The organism is Sphingomonas sp. STIS6.2 (assembly GCF_000732685.2).
In the GTDB taxonomy this organism is placed as follows: domain Bacteria; phylum Pseudomonadota; class Alphaproteobacteria; order Sphingomonadales; family Sphingomonadaceae; genus Sphingomonas; species Sphingomonas aerolata.
Map to the genome: position 1 here is coordinate 1 of NZ_JPDP02000060.1, position 21,121 is coordinate 21,121.

Genomic DNA, 21,121 nt, shown 5'->3' on the forward strand with positions numbered 1-21,121 from the left:
GCGATCTGCTGGACCGAAAGACTGGCGACGGCGGGATCGCCCGTGCCCCGATCCCTTTCGTCACCCGCTTGCGCGCTGGCGTTGGTGTCCTTCTCGGGCGGGCGTCCGCAGCCAGCGACGGCCAGGACGATGGCGACGGGCGCGATCGCCCGCATGAAGGCGATGGTCATCGATCGGTGTCCTTGGGCGAGGGCGCGTCGGCGGTGAGCCGCTCGAGACGGGCCTGTGCGTCGTGATAGGCGGCCAGCGCGTCGATCGCGACCGTCCGGGTTTCGAGGAGTGTCCGTTCCGCGTCGAGCAGATCGAGTTGTCCGAACTTGCCTTCGCGGTAGCCGATGCGCGCGATCCGCGCAGCCTCTTGCGCAGCGGCGAGGGCAGGGCCGGCAGCGTTGCGCGCTGTCGTGGCGGCGTTCGCCGCATCGGCCTGCGCGCCCGCGATATCCTGTTCGGCGTCGAGCAGCGCCACGCGGCGCAGCGCGTCAGACTGGTCGCGCTGGGCGTCCGCCGCGGCGACGGCCGAGCGGCCGCCATTAAAAACGGTGAGCGGGATCGAGACGCCGAAGACCGCCGCGACGTCGTTGGTCTGCTCGAGCCTGCGGGCGCTGGCGCTCAGCGTGAGGTCCGGCACGCGCTGACTCCGCGCGAGGCGGACCTGGGCCGTGGCGGTATCCAGATCGGCGCGCGCGGCGGCGGCGGTCAGTGTGCTCGCGGTGCCGGGAGCACGCGACTGGCGGATCGGATCCACGCGCTGGAACCAGGCGTCGTCCAGCGTTCCGACCAATATGCCGAGAAGCCTGGCTAGGTTCGCCGAGGCGACGATCGCCGAGCGCTCTGCGCGCTCGATGGCGCCATCGGCGGCCACGCGCGCGACCTCGGCCCGCTGTTCCTCGAGCGGCGACGCCCGACCGGCCCGCACCCGCACGCTGGCGACGCGAAGGACCTCGGCGGCGATGTCTAGCTGATCGCGGGCGATTCCGATGCGGCGCTGCGCGGCGACCGCGACGACGTAGGTCTGCGTGACGCGCAATCGTAGATCGGCGCGCGCAATATCGGCCTGGAGACCGGCGCGGCCGATCTGCGCCTCGGCGAGCGCGATCCGGGCGCCGCGCTTGCCCCCGCGTTCGAGCGGCAGTGCGAGGCCGACCGTCGTCTCGGACGAGCGCAGTCCCTGATAGATGCCGGTTCCGGCGACGTTCTCGGTCTCGACGACGATCGAGGGGTTCGGGCGAAGGCCGGCGACGCGACGTTGCGCCTCGGCGGCCCTGACTCCCGCGGCTGCCGCTTCCTGAAAGGGCGAGGAGGCGCCTGCGCGGGCCAGCGCCTCGGCGAGCGTGAGGACCGGTTCCGCGGAGGGCGACAGACTGGTCTGGGCCTGCAGCGACGATGCGCAGACCCCTGCGGCCATGACGGCCGCGATGATGCGATGCATTGGGATGCTCCTGACGATGTGGACGCGGGCGCGCACGGCGCACCCGATCGACGCGTCAGGCCTGTGGCGGTCTCAGCGCGGCGTCGGTATCCCGGCCGACGAGTGTGGCGTCTGAAACGGGCGCCAGCCTAGAACCGGCCGGGCCAGTCATGCCGGCCAGCGTGTCGGCATCCGGCGCGCTCATGTGATGAGCGTGGCAGTTGCCGTGATGATGCGGATAACCCTTGTCGGCGTCGGCTGCGACCTGGTCGCTATCGCCCTCGACGTGCGACGCGGCTTCGTACTTACTCGTCTCGATGCATCCGCCGACTTCAGCCGCATGCGCCACCCCGACCCATGCGGTCAGGACGAGCATCAGACAGGCAAGGAAGGGCAAGAGCCTACGCATCGACCTATGCGGTAGCAGAGAATGGCATTGCTGTAACCGGGGACGGCGGCTCGACCCGATCACGTTGGCTGTGAGAATGAACGAATGACCGAAGTTGGGGAGCGGTGAGGAGCCTCTAAAAGTCCGGCTATGGGTCCCCACCGCCGCGCCATGGTTCGCCCGGGTCGGCCTGCAGTCAAGTCGCGGCGGTCTCGCTTCCGGCAGCAGCTGTACGCCGTGGCAGTTTCCACTTTGGCCGGACGAAGTGACACGTGTATCCCTTGGGTCTGCGCTCGAGATAATCCTGATGTTCCGGCTCGGCCTCCCAGAAGTCGCCTGCTGGGGACAGCTCGGTTACGACCTTGCCCGGCCAGAGCCCCGACGCCTCGACGTCCGCAATAGTATCCTCGGCGACGGCCTTCTGGACGTCGTCGGTGTAGAAGATTGCCGAGCGGTAGCTCGCGCCGCGGTCGTTGCCCTGCCGGTTCACCGTTGTCGGGTCGTGGATCTGGAAGAAGAATTCGAGCAGCGCGCGGAAGTCCGTGCGGGCGGGGTCGAAGACTATCTCGATCGCCTCAGCATGGTTGCCGTGGTTGCGGTACGTCGCGTTTGGCAATTCGCCGCCCGAATAGCCAACGCGCGTCGAGACGACGCCCGGAAGCTTGCGGATCAGGTCCTGCATGCCCCAGAAGCAGCCGCCGGCCAGCACTGCACGCTGTGTGGTCAGGGGTGGTTCCTCAATCTGGTCGAGATAGCCGCCATAACCCTCCGCAGCCATGTCGGCACGTGCCACGAAGCGAAGTGCGGCCGAGTTGATGCAGTAGCGCAAGCCGCCGCGATCTCGCGGTCCATCCTTGAAGACGTGGCCGAGATGGCTGTCGCCCCGCGCGGAGCGCACTTCCGTGCGCGAGATGAGCATCGACCAGTCGCGCGTTGCCTTTACGCTGGCGGCATCGATGGGTTTGGTAAAGCTCGGCCATCCGCAGCCGGACTCATACTTATCGGTGCTGGCGAACCGCGGCTCGCCCGAGACGATGTCGACATAGATGCCCGCCTGCTTGTTCTTTAGCAGCGGGCCGGTGCCGGGACGCTCGGTTCCATTCTGTTGAGTAACACGGAACTGCTCGGGTGTGAGGGCGGCAACGGCCTCGCTAGTCTTGGCATAGTTGGTCATGATCAACCGAATGTGGTGCGCCGTGTCTCTGGTGTCGAGGTGCTGGACGGCCGCAGCCGCGCGTTGACGCTAAGCAAGAAGCTGCAGGAGCTTGCGCTCAGGCGGTGGCACATTCTCGACAACATGCGCGTCCTTCGGGATGCTCGGCCGATACCTTCCGATCCTGAAACCTGAACAAATGACCCGTTTCAGCGAGGTGATAGGATGCCCTGAGCGTCGCCTTCTGTGTCCATGCGGCCTTAAAGTCGTTTCTCGAGCCGTAAGCCATGTGTCGGAACTGACGCCCTTAGCGGAATTGGTTCTTCTCCCCCTGTCGAACTCTCACCCCGCGCGATTAGAGGACAGGCGGAGCAGTCGCCCGCCAGGTCCGTCTTCCAGCAGCCATAGCGCCCCGTCCGGGCCGGCCATGACCGCGCGGATCCGCGCGTCCATGGCCCACCGCTCCGCTTCGCTGGGGACTGCGCCGTCGAACGCGATGCGGATCAGCGCTTCCGACGCCAGTCCACCGACAAAGGCGGAGCCTCGCCACTGCGGAAACATCGTGCCGTCATAGAAGGTCAGTCCGGCCGGCGCGATGATCGGGCTCCAGTACAGCGCCGGCTGCTGGAATTCCGTCTTACCGACGGGCGAAGCGATCGGCGTGTCGTCGTAGTTCTTGCCGTAGGATACGATCGGCCAGCCATAGTTCCTGCCGGGCTCGATCAGGTTCAGCTCGTCACCGCCCTGCGGGCCCATCTCAGTCGACCAAAGGCGACCTTTGGCATCGAACGCCAGCCCGTAAGGGTTGCGATGACCCGTCGTCCAGGTCTCCGCCCGAGTAAGGTTCGGACCGGGAATCGTGACCTGGCGCACCGGCGCGGTGGCGGCGCCACCGGTATTTTCCGGCGGATCGATGATCCCGATGGTGTTCGCGCCGATCTTGCCGGCGCCGGGATTGCCGGGCGCCGGCGTGCCATCCAGCGTCAGCCTCAGGATCTTGCCGAGCGCCTGATCAGGGTCCTGCGCGGGCGTGAAACGCTGGCGTTCGCCGGAGGTGAGGAAAAGATAGCGGCCGTCGGGCGAGAATGCGATGTAGCCGCCGAACTGCCCGCCCTTGCCGCGGGGCAGTTGCCGCCACACAACCCGAATGTCTCTCAGCACCGGTTGCGCCGCGCCGAGATCGAGCGTCGCGCGCGCCAGCGCCAGACCGTCGCCGCCCGCGCCGGGTTCGGCATAGGTGAGGTAGACGTGCCCGCTCTGCGCGAAGTCGGGCGCGGTGGCGACGAACAACAGACCGCCCTGTCCCTCGAAGTGGACGCGCGGCATGCCGCCGACCGGCGTCTTCACGCCCGCCGCGCTGACCAGCCACAGCCGGCCGGGCTTTTCGGTCACCAGCATCCTCCGGTCCGGCAGAAAGGCCAGCGCCCAGGGGGAGTCGAACGCAGCGACGGGATAGACCTTGAACGGCTTGGACGACGCGGGGGCCGCCGCGCCATAGTTCACCGGTGGCGCGGGCGCCTGCGAGCCGGCCGGTGGTGCGGCGCGGTCCGTCGGTCCGCAGCCGATCAGCAGCGACAGCGCAGCGATGGACAGTCTAGGATAGGCAGGCAAAGACGATCCTCTCAATACAAGCGGCCGGTGTGACGCAAACGCGATCGAGCGACCAGCCGATTATCGCGTCGAACGCGTGATGCGTCCGCGTTCGAGGTCCGTCGACATTGCCGGGCTCGGATAGCATTTGCCCGGCGTCTCATTGGCTAGTGCCACCGATCCGTCGATGCCCGGCTTCGCGTGACGCGGGCGTGATGACCAGTAGCGAGACGCCCTGCCGCGGCAGATCGAACGTCAGCGTGGCGTCACCCCTGCGAGCCGTCAGGCGCGTCGGCGCGGCATCCATGGTCGTGAGTTCGGCGGCGTTCAGCAACGTAGCACGCTGTTCATTCGTCGGGGCGGGCGGCGATCCCATGGCGCGCCATGCGGCGAAGCTGTTCGAGTGGCTGGCGTCGATCCGGTAGTGGGTCAGCGTCGCGCCCTTGGCAAAGGCGCGCGGTAATCGGCGCAGCTGCAGTCGCACCGCGGCTTTCGGTCCCTGCAGATCGTCGTCATGATAGTGCCAGACGAGCACCGCAAGCTTATCGCCGTCGAGGCTGGCGACGCTGCCGACGTCCGCGGTGCCGCGCACGCCCTCGTTCATCACTGTGTCCAACGCGACTTGATGGTCGGACATGGCGGGGATGTAGCGACCCTTCATCTGCGCGAACATCTTGAACATGTTCATGACCGGCAGGTCGATGCCGTTCGAGGTGAGTTGGCGAAAGCCCGCGAACGGTGCCTGATCCTCGAACTCGAACGCCCACGACAGGATGCCCTCCAGATTTAGGTGATGGCGGTCAGCAAGCGCCAGCAGGCGGGGAAAGGATGCCGCGGTGTAGCTCGAGTACATGGTGCCGTTGCGGTACGCATTGGCCGGCCCCTGACAGGCCGCGCAGCCTTCCGGATCGGACTCGCCGATCACGATGGGCTTGTCTCGGAATGCCGGGTTGGCGCTAATCGCTGTGAATTCATGCTCGGCGGCTTTGAGGTGGGTGTTCAGGCCCATGCGCACATGGCCGCCCTTCGCATCCTGGACCAGCTCGGGCTGGCCCTTGGCATGGAAGGAGAGAAAGTCGGTCGGTGTGCCCGCCGCCTGTACGTGAGCCATGAATGCCGTCAGGAAGTCGTCACCGGCGCCGGCATTGTCCGGTCCTCCGACCCGCGCGCCGGGTAGCGCCCGCCGGACACCGCGCACTGCGGCATCGTGCAAACGGAAAAACTCCTCGCGCGTGCCGCCCCAGTAATATTGCGGCAGGTTGGCCTCGTTCCAAGTCTGGAAATACCAGCTCGCGACGTCTTCGCGGCCATAGCGGTCGACGCAATGACGCACCCACTGGTAGATCAAGTCTTCCCAACGCCCGTAGTCGCGTGGCGGATAGGCCCAGCCGGTGCGCAACGCGCCGCTGCCTGGCCGCCAGTCATGCTGATAGGGTACTGGCCTGGTCGACATTGCCTCGGGCATGAAGCCTAGCTCGACATAGGGTTTGACGCCGCGTGCGCGGTACGTGTCGAAAATCCGGTCTACCACAGCCCAGTCGTAGACCGGGCGGCCGCTCGCATCTTCCGAATAGATACCAGTGGACCCCCATTTCAGCGCAGGGGTGCCATCGCCCGAGGTCAGAAGGTTATGGGTGCGGAAATATACGTGGTCGGGTGCGAGTTTGCCTAGCGTTGCCAGGGTAGCTCGTCCGTCCTTCATCGTCGCATAGTTCGGCTCGTCGGCGCCGAAGAACCGCCACGCCAGTTCCACGGGCCGTTCTGGGCGACCGGCATCGACCTCTACGACCACGGAAAACGCGTCGGCATCAGGGGTCGGCTCAGCTTTTGCGGGAGCGAGAACGGCGATCGCCGCAAAACCGATCATCATCAACCGTATCATGATGTCGTCACCTGCTCCGCCGGAGACGAACACCATGCGGACGATGTCGTCTTTGACCACGCTCGCAGCGCGACGGCGGACCTCATGACCCGAACCGGAAATTCGAATGGACAGCGGATCTCACGCGGGTTGCTGAAGTCCGGCAATGCCAGTTCGTGAGTGGAGACTGCGGATCGCAGCGCAGGATGGTCAATCCGATCGAACGGTACCATCTGCACGTCACTTCGTCCCTCGTGGCGAAAGCCAGCCGCTGTCGGCCAGCCAGTCTTGCAGGCGATCAGGCCAGTGCAGGATCGATATCCGATCCGACTCGTCGAGGTTGAACGCATGGCCGCTGTCCGCATACATGTGCAACTCAGCCGACACGCCGCTCTTCCGGAGCTGTTCGTAGAGCGCGACGGTGGGTGCTGCACAGCAGGGATCGCGGCTTCCGGCGACCAGGAAGGCCGGCGGCGCGTTCTTGACGGCGGTGGCTGGGATGCCACGCGGTCCGGGGAAGACAAGCACCTGGAAATCAGGGCGTGCGGATTGTTTGTCGACGGCATCGAGGGCGCTGCGTCGTGCTGGCTCTGGATTGTCCGCGATCAGCGACACGAGTTCGCCTCCGGCTGAAAAGCCCATCGCACCGACGCGCTTCGGGTCGATGCCATAGTCGGTGGCATGCGCGCGAACCCAGCGCAACGCGCGCCGCGCATCGTCCGCCGCATCGCCCTCGACCGAGTATTTCGATCCAGGCTCGTTCGCGAGCCGGTATTTGAGGACAAACGCGGTGACGCCCATGCGATTCAGTGCGGTCGCGACCTTGGTGCCTTCATTGGTCCACACGAGCAGTTTGTGGCCGCCACCAGGCATGATCACCATCGCCGCCCCGTTGCGGTGCGCAGGCGCGGCGGGGAAGGCGATCAGCGATGGATCATGAATGTTGCGAACCCAATAATCGCGCGCGATCTCGGCCTCGCCGTGGTGCGAAGCCGATCCCGGCGCGCCGTTGGGCCAGAGCTTGATCACGGTGTAGTGCGGCGGTTGCTCGGGCGCGGGATCCTGCGCCCCGAGCGGAACGGCCGCCAGCAGCGCAACTGCCATGAGCACGGCCCGTTTCACTTGGCTTGTACCATTGCGGCCACTGCTGCGCGCGCGGTCAGGATGGAAGCCGGGCGTGCGCTTGCTCCTGCAAGATTACCCGTATCACTGACGGCCGGGCTCGTCTGCGCCGCGGTGGCGATACGAGCCATGACATCGGTCTGCGCCAGCGCGGGTGAGATTGCGCAAATCGTCAAGCTGGAGAGGTACGAAAAAGGGGGCCGAACCCATTGAGGGGTGGCTTTCAAACGGGATCCGAATCCCATGGTCGCTCTCCCGATCTTATCGTTCTTTTTCTAAGGATATCGATAGCGCTACCATAGTCCAACGATTTCTAGCAGGTTCCGCACAGCGAGAACTGAACTGCGCCCTATGCTGCCATTCTCTCGCGCTTGCCGGACCTTGAATGCCAAATCTCCGACGGGATAAACGCGTGACTATTCGTCTCAGCAAGGCTCCAAGCGTAATCAGCAAAATGTTCTGCGCGCATAAAATGCTGTTCCTGCTCAACCGGGTTGTTACTTTTTCTGCACGCATCCCGCGCCGCTGCTTCCTCTGCAAGCCATTGACTAATCTGGCGCTTTTCATTCAAAATAGATGACATGACGTCTCCATACCAACCATATGTGAGGCTGATCGTCGGGGTAACGCCTGATCTTAAGTTATGGATCAAAGCAGGGTCCAAGAATTAATCCAATATTTTTACAAATTATGTAGCGGGATACCGCCTTTTCACCAAAAGGTCATAGTCGCTATTTCGTCGTAACCCATTGCTCGACCGGATTAATCAAGGGCCTCAGGTGATTGATACGGGGCGCACCGCATGATCGAAGGATAGTCGATAGATTCTTCGTCTCGAGTTGCTCAAGACAGCAGCGAAGGGTGAATCCGCTATGATAGGCGGCACGGCGACAATGGGCTGGCGCTGATCGCTAAGGATAATGATCGTCTAGTCGCGGACATTTGCCATCGCGGCCATGGACACGGCGGGGGGGGCGCCAAGGCCTGCTGGCGGACGCGGGCTGTCTGCTTTTCACTGACGCGGATGGCCGGCCAGGCGACAATGGTAGCCGCAACGCTCCGTCGTCGCCCAAGGCCATCGTCGCGCGGACACACCTTCAACAGGACAATTGCGTCGGAATAGCACGCTGTTAAGATCGTGCGAAACAACAGTTGAATGGGGGAAGAGATGCGGGTCGTTCTGGCAACCATATTGGCACTAATGGGCGTCGCGCCAGCGAACGCGGTGATCGTAACCCGCGCATACTCGCTGACGGCGAGCAACTTTCAAAACTTTAACGGCACGCCGTCGCCGATTACGGCCTTGAGCGCGGCATTTCAGCTGACTTATGACGATAGCATGAGCGGCTTTGTCGGTGCGCCGACCAGTTTCAGCAGCATCACCAATGGTGTGCCCAATGCCGGGCCATTCGCGGCGGCGCCGATCTTTGGCTATTTTCCGGCAGCAGGTCCGATGGCGACCTTCCCCCGCCTGGGCGTGGGCGGCGCGCTTAACGGCGGCAACACGCTGTTGAACCGCACCGACGATTTCTATTTCACGTTCGATGCCAGCGCTGCTGGTCCGACCCGTGCGATGCTGAGCTTCACCGCCGCAGGCAATGCGACGCCGTTCATCGCGACCGATGCCATCGTCACACCCGTTGCCGTCGTGGCAGCGGTTCCCGAACCTGCCACCTGGGCCATGTTCATCGTTGGCTTCGGTCTGCTCGGCGGTGTCATGCGTCGCCGCCAGCGCGCGAATGTCCGCTTCGCCTGACGGCACTGCAGGGGTGACAAGTACGGGTCGGGTGACGAGACCTTATAACCGTGCTTTAATCTGGGCGCACAACACGGAGATCTTGTGTGCGATACGCGATAAGCAAATTGGCAGGCGCGCTTTGCATGGCCGGCATGGGGGCCGCGGGCTTCTGCCAGACCGGCTCGGTCGCAACAAACGCCGTGCCCGGATCGAACCCGATCATCCGCGACAAGTTCACCGCGGATCCCGCGCCGATGGTCGTTGGCGACCGGTTGTATCTGTATGTCGGACATGACCAAGCGCAACGGGACGAAATGTTCAACATGCGAGAATGGCTCGTTTATTCGACCACGGACATGACGCATTGGCAGGATCATGGGCCGATCATGAAGGTCAGTGATTTCCGTTGGGCCAAGCAGGATGCATGGGCATCACAGACGATCGCGAAGAACGGGAAATACTGGTTTTATGCTGCGGTGGAGCATGATGCTACACACCCGGGAAAGGCGATCGCAGTGGCGGTGGCGGACACGCCGACCGGGCCGTTCGTTGATGCGAAGGGCGCAGCGCTCATTACCAACCAAATGACCCCAAAGGGTACGCATAGTTGGGAGGATATCGACCCGACCGTTTATACGGACGAGACGGGCACGACTTGGATCGCGTGGGGTAACCGGCAGGCGTATATCGCCAAGCTGAAGGCTAACATGATCGAGATCGATGGTCCGATCACTGAGATTACGCCACCGAATTTCGAGGAAGGGCCGTGGCTGCACAAGCGCGGTGCGCTCTGGTATCTCACATATGCCTCGCTCAATCGATCTAAGCACCGGGACGAACGCGTGTCCTATGCGACAGCGACCAGCCCGCGCGGGCCATGGAAATATCACGGCGAGCTGACCGGATCCGGCAAGTACAGTTTCACTATCCATCCCGGTATCGTCGACTTCAAGGGGCAGTCCTACTTGTTTCTGCACAATGCTATGCTCGCAATCGGCGACATGAGTGGAGCAATTGGTCGGCGTGCGGTGACCGTGGAGCGGCTGTTCTACAACCCGGATGGAACAATGGGGCCGGTTGTTCAGACACAGGCAGGTGTCTCGTTGCCGGCGCCACGCTGAACGACCTCGACCTCTTGAAACGCCTGAATGCCCTGATTTGGGTCTAGACGTGCCCTGACTTGTCACCCGCATGCCGCGCCCGAAATAGGCTTCGTCCTTCCGTGAAGAAAACGACACCCAGAACTGCAACGCCGATCGCGAGATAACCGACGGCCAGCGGATAGGTTGTTCCGTCATAGGCCTGCCCGATAATGGAGCCGACGACCACCGCACCGACACTGGTGATAAAGCCTTGTATCGAGGACGCCGTACCGGCGATGTGCCCTACCGGTTCCATCGCCATGGCACCGAAGTTCGACCCGCACAGGCCTATGCAGGTCATGCTGAGTGCCTGGAACAGCATGTACGTCTCCAGCGATTCCCGTCCGACGCCGATCACGACGAGGTGAAGCAGCGACAGCGCGATCAGGGCGAGCAAGGCGGACTGGGAGATGAGCCGGGTGCCAAGCCGCTCGACGAGGCGGCTGTTGGCAAAGGATGCACAGCCCATTGAGAAGGCGCAGACGGCGAACAGCATCGTGAAGCGTTCACCGGCATGGAACTCATCGACGAAGATCTGCTGGGCGGAAGAGACGAAGGCGATGATGCCGCCAAACGTCATCGACGCCGCCACGGCATAGCCGGCGGAGAAGCGGTTCGTCAGCGTCAACCGGTAGGCGCGGCCGAGCGAAGCCCGCGACAAGGGAGAACGACGTTCCACCGGCAGGGATTCTTGCAGGCGGAGCGCGGACCAGGTAAGGACGACGGCCGCAAAGGTCGCCAGCGCGTAGAAGATGAAGCGCCAGGGCCCGAAGGCCAGCAGGACCTGGCCGAGGCTGGGCGCCATGATCGGTACCAGGAAGAAGATCATCTGGGCGACCGAGAGCGTGCGCGCCATCTGGCGACCCGAATAGCGGTCCCGCACGATCGCGACCGCAAGTACACGGGTCGATGCCGACATGAGGCCCTGGAGCACGCGCGCGCCGAGAAGGGCGGGGAACGTCTGCGACCCTGCGGCGAAGATGCTGGCTGCGACGAAGCCGGCAAGGGTGACAAGCAGGATCGGCCTGCGGCCATATCTGTCCGCTAGAGGCCCGTAGACGAGCTGTCCCGCACCGAAGCCCAGCATGTAGACCGTGATGATCCACTGTCGGTGGTTGGCCGTCGTGATGGCAAGCTGATGGCCGATGTCGGCGAGCGCAGGCAGCATCAGGTCCACGCCCAAGGCGTTGACCGCCATCAGCGCGGCGACGAACGCGACAAACTCGCCGGGACTCATGGAGGAGGAAGTCTGCTTATCGATCATCGCCGCCATCTAGGTCGACAATCTGCTGGTGACCATGCCTGCCGGCACGCACAAACGTCGGCTCACGAGAGGTGAATTATGGGGAGATTGGCTTTTTGACCCGCAGACAGCGTTCGATCAATCACGGGGCAAATCTCGTTCGCCGGCAGTGACCGTAGGCTCCCTGAACAAGCGTTTGAAGTTGCAGAGCACCAAGGACACGCTGAACGTCCTAATTGTAAGTCTTGCCGGAAGCCGTAAGCCAGGAGCGTGTTCGCCAAGTAAAGGGCCTGTGCAGCTAAACTCTGTCCGATGGCTCAAACGTCCATTTGGCAGAAAACATTGCCAGCAGAAGATCGACGTAGCTCCAGCCCTTGGCTCGGGCGGCGATTGCCGAGAGGCAATCCTGATCTTCGCGCCCCGGGCGGCCCGGCCCCGTCATGTTGGGTTTCATGTTAAGGTCGAACAATTTGAACGTACCATGGCGATCGGCCCGGCAGTCTATTCGGATTGTGGTGCGGGCGTCGACCAGCGCGGCTGCCGATACGCAGCTGTCGATCATGGCCGCGATCGCGGGATTGCGGAGCTGCTCGGGGCTGATTGCGATGCTGTTGGCGGTAACCGGAACGTCGCCGTTATACGGTGCTACTCCGCCGCGCTGATCGAAGCGGTATACGGGCGGCAAGGCCCAGTGCGTCGATGCCCGCGAACCGTCTGAACGCGGAGACGCGGGCGGCATGACGGTGACGGTCATCTCGTCACCGCCAAGAAACTCCTCCACCATCAGCATGTCGCCGAAGGTGGCGGCCTTGATCAACGCAGTCGCGGCATCGCGCAGGGCATCGAGGCTTTCTACCAGGGTCACGCCCTGGCTGCCACGTCCGCGCACCGGCTTGACGATCATCGGAAAGGACATGCCGCGGGAGGCGCACGCGTCCTCGACGTCGGCGAGCACGCAGACGTTCTCTTTCGCCGTGCCCGAAAGCAGAAATGATTGCGCTACCGGGAGGCCAGCCTTGACAAGAAGGAGGTTGGTCCGGAACTTGTCGTCGAACGCCTGCATCGCCGCGGGAAGCTGCCCGACGATGTCGAAGTCGACCATGGCCGTCTCCAGCGGATGCCCTTCGAACATGACCGTGTTCGCCCACAGGACCGATGCGCCGGCTGGGCCTGCGCTTCGGATGCTCTCGGCCGTGTCCGGGAATACCCAGTCGAGTGCCTTTGAAGGGTCTGGCGCGGAGGCGGGTGTGCCAACGTTCACGCCTGCCGTCCGCAAGGCGAAAGCAATGTCGGCGCCGCTATTTGAATATCCGCCCGGCTTCGCGTCCTTTCGCAGCCCGTCGATCAACGGTGGTGGAAGCGCTTGGTAGAGAAGGGCGACCGACGCTGTTTTCATGAATTATCTCCTGCGCACAGCGCCTTAGCCCCGGAGCAGCGCGCGCATGGAAGGGGGCATCGATTGCCGCCATCGCCACCTCGCGCTCCGCCTCGTCATCAGCAGCAAGGGGAATGGCAATCCGCCCCGCTGATCCAATTGGAACACCCTTCTCGGCAAAGGAGGCAGAGGTGATGGCGTTCCATGCTTTGGCGATCGGTCAACCAAGCTAGTTCGCCACGCCGCTGACCATATCCCCGGTCATCGTTCAGCCAACGGCAGTTGAGCCAACTTGACTGCCGTTAGATCCGTCCGCAACGCGCTTTCGGTCATCCGCACCTTGCTCCATGGCAGGCGGTGTAACGTCTCGCCGACGCCCCCCACACCGCCGAAACGGACGATAAGGTAGTTAATCTGCCCGTCAAAGCAGGCAGCGAGGGCATCTACTCCATGTGCCACCACATTCCCCTCGGCGTCCGCGATTGGCAAGCCGTCAAGTTTAGCAATGGAAAAAAGGTTGTTGCCGTCATGCTGCCTGCTGAGCGCTACCTCGGCTTCAGCGGCATCACTGATACGGGCGCGCCGCCCCAACCAGCGCCACATACCCAAAACGTCGACAACGCCCAGAAAGATGTTTGAGAAGAGCAATTGGGTTTGCCCCGCGGCCACACCAACAATAGTCCAGGCTGCTGCACCAACGGTAAAGAGCACGAAGCCCCAACCGGTGACGCGCGCGCCCAGGTTCGAGGCCGTCATCAGCGCGGCTACACACGTCGCTATCAGCGCGATCCAGCCCGCTATATCGACCATACTCCCTCCACTTTAGAATTGTCGGATTGCTAAGTCGACGACTATACATTCGTTCACGCTAACGGACATTTGCCATTTCTGGCATACCGCACGAACCAGATGCCGGAAATGGAGCTCCAAAAATGACTTTAAGATCCCTCAATCTTTTGGGTTCCGCTGCCTTGGTCGCGGTCGCCGCGATCGGGTTGCCAGCCAGCGCGAGCGCCCAAACCGTCAATGACGAAATCCGCTGTGTGATGGTAAGCAATGCCTTGGTCTCTGGATCAAAGAATCCGCGAGGCCGCCAGATCGGGGCGTCAGTGGGCGCCTATTTCATGGGACGGCTTGATTCTCGTCCGCCAATCCAGGTTAAAGCCGCTCTTGTCCGGCAAAATCGACGACTCTCGGGCAAAGAAGCAGAGGCTATAATGAATGCCTGCGCCGTTCGTGCCACCAAGGCCGAAGCGCGATTGAGGTCGCTTGCAGAATGACCTTCTGAAGCCTGCCGGACCGCATCATCCCGTTCGACGATGCCGCTCGCTGTTATCTTGCGAACATCTGGCCCAGCCGCTGCCCGCTACTTGTTAGTCTGCTTCGAAATTCTGATCGATGTCTTTACGTCAGATTACTAAGCCTCGTCCGGCGCGCCTCTTCTTCCCGCGAGTCGGATAGCCGATACCTACTGTCGAGGACGAGACAGGCTAGTCGTATCGGCGCACAACAAAATATAGATACGGGCAGCTAGATTACGAATACTATTTAGTTTTGAATTGAGTGCGCACCGATATCTTCCGCGCCCGTCGCCGCATTGCCCCGCCGGCAAGCCCGAACCCAAAGATCATCATCGACCAAGTCGACGGCTCGGGGACACTAGGCGCAAACTGGCTGTAGATCGCCGCCGTCGACACCGACCCGTAGGCCAAGGCGTCCTTGCTCAGATTCCAGCCCATTGCGTCGTACGCCGCCAGATCAAGGCCGGTAACTTCGCCTGTTTGGCCATAACAGAAAGTCGGATCCATGATTCCGTTGCCCACGCTACAGGCTTCTGCGTCCTCCCAATGCGACGCCTGTTGCCCGTCACCATTGTAACGACCCGTCGAAAACGTGTTGTCGAAGAGCGCGCTATTGCCGCCATTGATCGAGAAATACTTCATCCCCCCGACCGAGAGATCAAGTGACGGAGCCGACCCCAACAGGATGTCGGTTGGATCGGCGCTGTACCGGAACATGTCCAGAGCGCTGTAAATCGACGTATCGTTCAGGCTGTAACCCAAAGCACCCGACCCTGGGCCGTCGCCGATCCCGTAGACGTCAAGCAAGTCAACTCCCGAGACAAATCCCAACGCATGACCGATCTCATGAATGGCCACCCCGATAAAGTCGAAGGTGTTTGCCGATATGCCGTCGGTTGGATTGAAGTCGAAACCAAAATCGCTGCTGAACGTCACGTTACCGTCGCGGGTCGTCGATGACAAACCGGTATCGCCGCCAATCGCCTTGATGACCGACGTATTCAGATACAATGTCCGGCTGCTTGTTGTCGCCCCATTGTTGTACGCCAGATTGCTCAAGTCATCGTTGGTCACACCGTCGACCGTCGTCGTACCGTTAGTGATGAAGCTCGCCGCGCCGTTGGTCAGCGTCGGAAGCACGATGTTCTGATCGATATACGATCCGCTCTTTGTCGAATTGACCCCCGCTTCCCAGTTCGCGATCGAATAATCTGCTCGCGTGCTGCCGGTCGATCCGATGATGCCGGGTGCAAGCGCGGAAAAGCCGACCCCCAGATTGATGACGGCTGTATTGGTGAACATCGACCCCCAATAGGAAGCCGCAATCTGGAAGCCCATTTCCGATTTGGAACCAGTTACGCCGCCCAGATCGATGAGGTTAATCGTGGCAGCGCCTGCAGGAGCAGAGATCAGGGCAATCATCGCCGCGCCGTACTCAAAAAGACTTTTAGCCCGCATATTCACACCCCAAAAATATGTCCGAAGCGTCGTGCGCGGCGCTTATGATTAACAGCATGTTAACTCGATCCTGTTGGTCGGCAGCGGCTTTGTCAACGCCCAAAACCACGTTTGCACGGTTGGGTCAGTTGTGTGATTTAAATGCATCGGCCATGCATAGAGGGGCGTGGTTTCGGCGCCATGAGAGGATAGACCAGCGACAATGCCCGCAACCATAAACTTGAAGTTGACGGCGAGGCTGGCGCAATTGAAAGCAGCGCTGAGCCGTCGTGATCGCGTGTCGACGAATCGCGCCGTGGTAACACTGCTTGATGAGCAAGCCCCCATTGGCGAGCATTGGAAGACAATTTCACATCTAATGCAGGTCAGTGGCGAATATACGCTGGCACTTCGCGCAATCGATGCATTTATCGCTTCAGCCGCCAACCCGGCTATGGCGCGGTATTCAAAGGTCGTGCTTCTGACACAGGCCCACCGGCAGCAGGATGCGCATGATCTATTGATCCAGCTTCCCGAAAATGTACCTGACCGCGCAGGCCATGCCTATGTTCTGGGCAACATTGCGCTGACGCTGGGGCATTCCGACGCCGCGCGCGGGCATCTTCTCAATGCGCTGGAACATCGCCCCGGGTGGGGACCCGCCTGGCTCTCGCTCGCCAGCACGGGAAATCTTGCAGAGGATAGGATGGCCGAACAAATGCTCGCCGAAGCTGCTGCCGCTGAACGCCAGGGTCCCGCCGACCTGGCCCGATATTGCTACGCACGTGGTAAGCTGCATGCCGACCGCAAGGATCCGGCAGCCGCGTTCTCGGCCTATTTGCGAGGTGCCGCGTTACTGAAATCAGAGACACCGTATAGTCGTGACGCCAACGCCGCCAATGCACTTTCCGCGATGACTGGCTTCGATGCGGAATTCTTCAAGCGAATGCAAACGCATGCGACCGCCGATACCGACCGCCCGATTTTCGTCACGGGCCTGCCTCGGTCGGGGACAACGCTCGTTGAACATATACTCGCAAGCCACAGTCAGGTGCAGGACGGCGGAGAACTTAACGTCATCCAGCATGTAGCCGTCACTGCCGGTGGCGTATCAGGCCACGCCATTGATCAATATCTCGCCGGGGGCGGCACGCTTATCGCGCTCGGCGACCTGTACCTGCATCTGCTGACGGAGCGCGCCGGATCTGCCGGACGGATCGTCGACAAGACCATTGATGCCAGTCGCTACCTAGGCCTAATCGCGACGATCTTCCCCAACGTCCCGCTCATCTGGATGCAGCGCGATCCACTGGATAACGCGTGGTCCTGCTTCCGTACCTTCTTCATCCACGGAGTCGGGTGGAGTTTCGATCTCGACGACATTGCGCACCATTTTGAACTCGAAGCAAAACTGATGGCCTTCTGGAAGCGACGGCTTGGTGACCGACTGTTGATCGTTCCCTTTGCCGACATGGTGGGGAAACCGGCACTCTGGACGTCGAACATTATTTCGCATTGCGGACTTGGCGAGGAAGATGCGGTGCATACGCCACATCTCAACAAGCGCCGCGTCAGTACCGCCAGCGGCCTTCAGGTGCGTCGTCCTATAAATACGGATGGACTTGGCGTGGCCGAACCCTATCGCTCGTTTTTGCGCCCTTTCACTGATGCGATCGCGAATTGTACCGGACCCATTGATGCAAGAGGCTCGATCTGAATCAGGCTATGTAAGGAGGCCGTAGATGAGCGACGTGTACTCGCCGACGCACAAGCAAGGCCGGCCCCGGCAAAATATTGCGGCTAAACATCTCCCACTGCCGCCCGAGCCAATTTGCGATTAGCTGGCCGAATGCCGGCCCAAGGCTCATTCGGCTCATGCAACGGGACACGATCACTGCTCATCGGCGCGCAAGTGGTAGCCGGGGCCATCGATCTGCCGACTTTACGCCGTCTAGTCGCAGCGGCTTTCAGCAAGCCTCGGAGGAGTTGAACATGCCAGAGCCACTTAATCGGAGGCAGGCGGTAGGACTTGGGGCTGTCGTGGTGGCTGGCTGGGCAGTCGCGCAGGTGCTGCGTCGCACGGCTCCAATCGGTCGGGATGTTGGGCCGACCGCCGACCTGATCCTGACCAGTGGAAATTCACCCGAGCAAGGTCCAGCCGATGCGACGCTCCGGGTTGCCGTCTTCACCGATTACCGCTGCCCCGCCTGCCGTCATGCCTTCCACGCTTTGGAAGAGGCGGTGGAACGCGATGGCAAGGTTAGGGTCATTTACAAGGACTGGCCAATCTTCGGTCCACCGTCCGAACGTGCTGCGAGCATCGCGCTCGCCTGTGCCGAACAGGGGATCTATCCGGCCATTTATCGGCAACTGATGACCGACAGTCGTATCATCGACGACGACATGCTGCGAGACGCCGTTACCAGTGCTGGAGGGGACTGGCAGCGCGCGACGACGTGGCTTGCTTTACATGCAGAAGTCGTCGCCGCGCGCTTGCGTGCAAACGGCCAAGAGGCCTATTCGATCTGTCTGACCGGCACCCCGGCTATCTTGCCGGACGTATGCTGGCGATGGGAGCGATCGAGACAAGTGACTTTAAACGGCTGTTTGCGCGGGCGCGAGCGGACGGCTGATGATCCGGGAGGATGCAAACATGATCGAACGCCCTGTCGGAAGAAACTCGTAAGTCGTCACAGGCAGGATCGGCGATCGCGTCTTGAGACGATCAAGAGGCGGTCGTCGGAGGTTATCCTTCTGTCGTGCATCAGTCAGTGACGACAGGTCGAACTTCTCAGATACACTCCTAAACCACGTATTTATGTCCGACGTTTTGAGTGACGTAGATCCTTCCGCGACGAGAAGGTTTGCCCGGATTTATGACGCGGGGTGTGCAACATGCTCGCCTGGCGGACGTTAATGGCCGTGTCTAAAGTGCACGGCGAACCAAGGAACGGCGCATGGAAGTGAACACCGAGGGCGAAGACACGGGTTCAGAACGACGTGAAATACACTTCCTTGCGGCCCTATTGGACGAGTTGATGCGAAAGATGCTCGCAGCCGGCGCTCTGACGCAAGCCGACTTAAACGAGATAGAATCTGCTGCAGCTAAGCGGGTCGGTGGGCAGCCGCGTGCTTGGTAGTTTCCGGCTTCTCCCAACACGGCAGTGATGACCTTTGCAAACTGTGACGAGGTATACCCGACCAGCTTTGTTATCGAGCGAAAGTATGCGCCAGCAGGTAGCTTAGATGGCGTAAAACACCTGTTTGTCGCACAATTGTCAAGCCGGGCACACAGGCCGGTCAGGTCCGTGACCGGTCATCCCGCAACAGGCGAACATATCTTGATTGGGCATCCATCGGGTCGCGCACGTAGAGGAATCTATCAGCGCGTCGAGTTTAACAGCTAGCGCGACAAAGAGCCGTTTCCTATTCGAAACCCGCCCATCCGCTCCCGGGCGACAATGGGTCAAAGTGCGTCTTAAAACTAGTTTAGGTCGGATGAGGAACAGGGGACCTGGCGATGGCTAAAATGGACGGCCTATGAGACTAGGGTGATCAGCGGCAAGGTTTCTATTTGCGGACGCGCAAGCAGGTATCCTTGGCAAAGGCGAAGGCCAATCTCACGCAAAGTCTCTAATTCTGCCCTAGTCTCGATCCCCTCGGCAATGCAGCTGATACCAAGCTCGTCAGCCATCTTCACAACGCTTGCAACGATAGTCCGCCGGGCTGCTGAATTATTAATCCCGCGGATCAGTGCCATGGCGAGCTTGAGCATGTCTGGACGTAGGTCCGCGAGCAAGCCGAGCCCGGCATAGCCAGCCCCGAAGTCGTCGATCGCGGTGGTAAAGCCGCGTGCCTGATAGGATTCGATGATGTGCCGAACATGGCCCACGTCGACCATCCGCTCGTTCTCGGTAAACTCGAACATCAGCCGGCTGGGATTAAACCCGACGCGACGCGCAGCGGCCAGCGAGGCGCGGATGCAGGCGTTCGGCTCGTAAACGGCATTGGGCATGAAGTTGATGGACAGTTTTGTATCGCCCTCAGGGGCGAACAGCTCTCCGGCCAACTCGATCGCCTTTACCCGGCACGCCTGATCGAACTTGTAGACCATGTCGGCTTCAACGCTGGACAGCACTTCGCCCGCCGACCGGCCATCTGCCCCACGGACCAGCGCCTCATAGGCAAAGACGGATCCGGTCTCAATATCGACGATCGGCTGGAACGCCATTGTGATCGCCATCGCGAGCGGTGCGCTCGTTCGGCAGCCCCGGCACGCATTCGCCATCGTCAGCGGCGTCCTGGGCGCTATGTCCGCCGCGGTGATCGGTGAATGCATCATGCCCAGTCTTCCAATTTTCCCATTGAATTGCGCGGTAACGCCGGTCCAAAACGAAAGCTTTTTGGTCGCTCGTGATCGGCCAGGCGAGCGACCATGACCTGCTCGATCAGCGCCAACAGCTGGGCCGGATCGCGATCCGGATCCGGCACGACGAACGCCTTCAGTCGCCCCTGCGCATGTAGCCGCACCGCGACATCTGCTACGCCGCCCACCGTCCGCAGCGTATTCGCCACCCGCTCGGGCCAGACATTACGTCCCCCAACTTGCACGGCACCGTCGCGCCGACCGACCGGCCGTAGAGTGCTCTCACCGATGCGCTCGACGTAGTCAGGTAGGTCGCAGAACCGGCCGTGGCGGTCGACAAGCCGCCAATCCTCTTTCCCGTGTTCCGATAGCCGCCAGCGTGGAAGCAGATCATATCCGTCCGCCGGCGCGTCGCGCATTGCGATACCGCCGGTCTCCGACGAACCATAGATATCAACCAGTCGTGTTAGACCGGCCGCCGACAATCCTGCCGCGACACAATCGTTCAGGGACCCGGCCGAACTGACGCCTATGATATCCGCCGGAAAGCGCCGGACTATGCGGACCAGCGCCTGCCACTGCTCCGGTACTCCGATGACGAGATCGCCGGCTGTCAGCCCAAGGGGCGCGCCGATCGTGCGCACCACCACTGGAACGCCCAATGCGTCGGGTAACAAGGCGGTCCAGATCATCCCATACAGATGATGTGCAGGTACCATCGCCACCACCCGGCGGCGTCCGCTGAACTGCGTCGCCAGGAATGCAGCTTCATCAAGCAAGGCAGCAACGTCGTGCACACACGGACGCGGGATGCCGGTCGATCCAGAGGTGGCTACCGTCATCTGTCCATTGCCTTCGGCGTGCGCGTGCATGACCCAATCAACCCAGGCACCTACCGTCTGTGGCGGATCGTTGCTCAACAGGCTGTCGTCGAGGTCGAACGCCTCTGCCAGCGCTCCTAGCGCACCAAGCTGCTCCATAGAGTCCAACTCCAGCC

General features: G+C 61.8%; 17 protein-coding genes. 4 read left to right on the plus strand and 13 right to left on the minus strand.

Translation table 11 applies throughout. The features are described from left to right. Positions 1-166 precede the first annotated feature (166 nt). From sphst_RS10715 to sphst_RS20495, 7 genes are all read right to left on the minus strand, one after another. Positions 167-1,429, minus strand: coding sequence for a TolC family protein (locus tag sphst_RS10715; RefSeq protein ID WP_107045533.1), 1,263 nt, complete (start codon positions 1,427-1,429; stop codon positions 167-169). A 55-nt stretch (positions 1,430-1,484) separates the two neighbouring features. Beyond that, positions 1,485-1,817 carry a hypothetical protein gene (locus tag sphst_RS10720; RefSeq protein ID WP_107045534.1) on the minus strand — a complete coding sequence of 111 codons (333 nt, stop codon included), beginning with the start codon at positions 1,815-1,817 and terminating at the stop codon, positions 1,485-1,487. Positions 1,818-1,992: 175 nt separating this feature from the next. Beyond that, on the minus strand, positions 1,993-2,970 hold the full coding sequence (locus sphst_RS10725) for a bifunctional methionine sulfoxide reductase B/A protein (protein ID WP_081877536.1): 978 nt from the start codon (positions 2,968-2,970) through the stop codon (positions 1,993-1,995). Positions 2,971-3,291: 321 nt separating this feature from the next. Then, positions 3,292-4,560: a PQQ-dependent sugar dehydrogenase gene (locus sphst_RS10730; protein WP_199848954.1), complete on the minus strand. Its 1,269-nt coding sequence runs from the start codon at positions 4,558-4,560 to the stop codon at positions 3,292-3,294. Positions 4,561-4,699: 139 nt separating this feature from the next. After that, positions 4,700-6,481 carry a GH39 family glycosyl hydrolase gene (locus sphst_RS10735; protein ID WP_234387572.1) on the minus strand — a complete coding sequence of 594 codons (1,782 nt, stop codon included), beginning with the start codon at positions 6,479-6,481 and terminating at the stop codon, positions 4,700-4,702. A gap of 159 nt (positions 6,482-6,640) precedes the next feature. Beyond that, complete coding sequence (locus tag sphst_RS10740; protein ID WP_107045535.1) at positions 6,641-7,504, minus strand: alpha/beta hydrolase; 864 nt, start codon at positions 7,502-7,504, stop codon at positions 6,641-6,643. A 367-nt stretch (positions 7,505-7,871) separates the two neighbouring features. Continuing rightward, positions 7,872-8,105: a hypothetical protein gene (locus sphst_RS20495; protein ID WP_159043578.1), complete on the minus strand. Its 234-nt coding sequence runs from the start codon at positions 8,103-8,105 to the stop codon at positions 7,872-7,874. A 756-nt stretch (positions 8,106-8,861) separates the two neighbouring features. On the opposite strand from sphst_RS20495, the gene sphst_RS10745 reads away from it, so the two are divergent. Both sphst_RS10745 and sphst_RS10750 read left to right on the plus strand, forming a co-directional pair. Next, positions 8,862-9,278 (plus strand): PEPxxWA-CTERM sorting domain-containing protein, encoded by a 417-nt coding sequence (locus sphst_RS10745; protein WP_107045539.1) that lies wholly within the window; start codon positions 8,862-8,864, stop codon positions 9,276-9,278. A gap of 125 nt (positions 9,279-9,403) precedes the next feature. Then, positions 9,404-10,381 carry a glycoside hydrolase family 43 protein gene (locus sphst_RS10750; RefSeq protein ID WP_051916219.1) on the plus strand — a complete coding sequence of 326 codons (978 nt, stop codon included), beginning with the start codon at positions 9,404-9,406 and terminating at the stop codon, positions 10,379-10,381. Positions 10,382-10,424: 43 nt separating this feature from the next. Here the strand turns inward: sphst_RS10750 and sphst_RS10755 are convergent, their stop codons facing one another. The 4 genes from sphst_RS10755 to sphst_RS10770 form a co-directional block, all read right to left on the minus strand. Continuing rightward, on the minus strand, positions 10,425-11,675 hold the full coding sequence (locus sphst_RS10755) for a multidrug effflux MFS transporter (RefSeq protein WP_234387573.1): 1,251 nt from the start codon (positions 11,673-11,675) through the stop codon (positions 10,425-10,427). 268 nt (positions 11,676-11,943) lie between these two features. After that, positions 11,944-13,041 (minus strand): ATP-binding protein, encoded by a 1,098-nt coding sequence (locus sphst_RS10760; RefSeq protein WP_031393129.1) that lies wholly within the window; start codon positions 13,039-13,041, stop codon positions 11,944-11,946. A 240-nt stretch (positions 13,042-13,281) separates the two neighbouring features. After that, positions 13,282-13,830 (minus strand): hypothetical protein, encoded by a 549-nt coding sequence (locus tag sphst_RS10765; protein ID WP_043156263.1) that lies wholly within the window; start codon positions 13,828-13,830, stop codon positions 13,282-13,284. 734 nt (positions 13,831-14,564) lie between these two features. Then, positions 14,565-15,743: an NF038122 family metalloprotease gene (locus sphst_RS10770; RefSeq protein WP_234387574.1), complete on the minus strand. Its 1,179-nt coding sequence runs from the start codon at positions 15,741-15,743 to the stop codon at positions 14,565-14,567. A gap of 238 nt (positions 15,744-15,981) precedes the next feature. Between sphst_RS10770 and sphst_RS10775 the strand changes: the two genes are divergently transcribed. Further along, on the plus strand, positions 15,982-17,475 hold the full coding sequence (locus sphst_RS10775; protein ID WP_081877422.1) for a tetratricopeptide repeat-containing sulfotransferase family protein: 1,494 nt from the start codon (positions 15,982-15,984) through the stop codon (positions 17,473-17,475). Positions 17,476-17,750: 275 nt separating this feature from the next. Next, positions 17,751-18,533, plus strand: coding sequence for a DsbA family protein (locus sphst_RS10785; RefSeq protein ID WP_234387575.1), 783 nt, complete (start codon positions 17,751-17,753; stop codon positions 18,531-18,533). A 763-nt stretch (positions 18,534-19,296) separates the two neighbouring features. On the opposite strand, the gene sphst_RS10795 is transcribed toward sphst_RS10785, so the two are convergent. Beyond that, positions 19,297-20,100, minus strand: coding sequence for an EAL domain-containing protein (locus tag sphst_RS10795; protein WP_442800395.1), 804 nt, complete (start codon positions 20,098-20,100; stop codon positions 19,297-19,299). After that, a partial coding sequence (locus tag sphst_RS10800; RefSeq protein WP_234387576.1) for an AMP-binding protein occupies positions 20,097-21,121 on the minus strand: 1,025 nt, incomplete at its 5' end. The genes sphst_RS10795 and sphst_RS10800, both read right to left, overlap by 4 nt.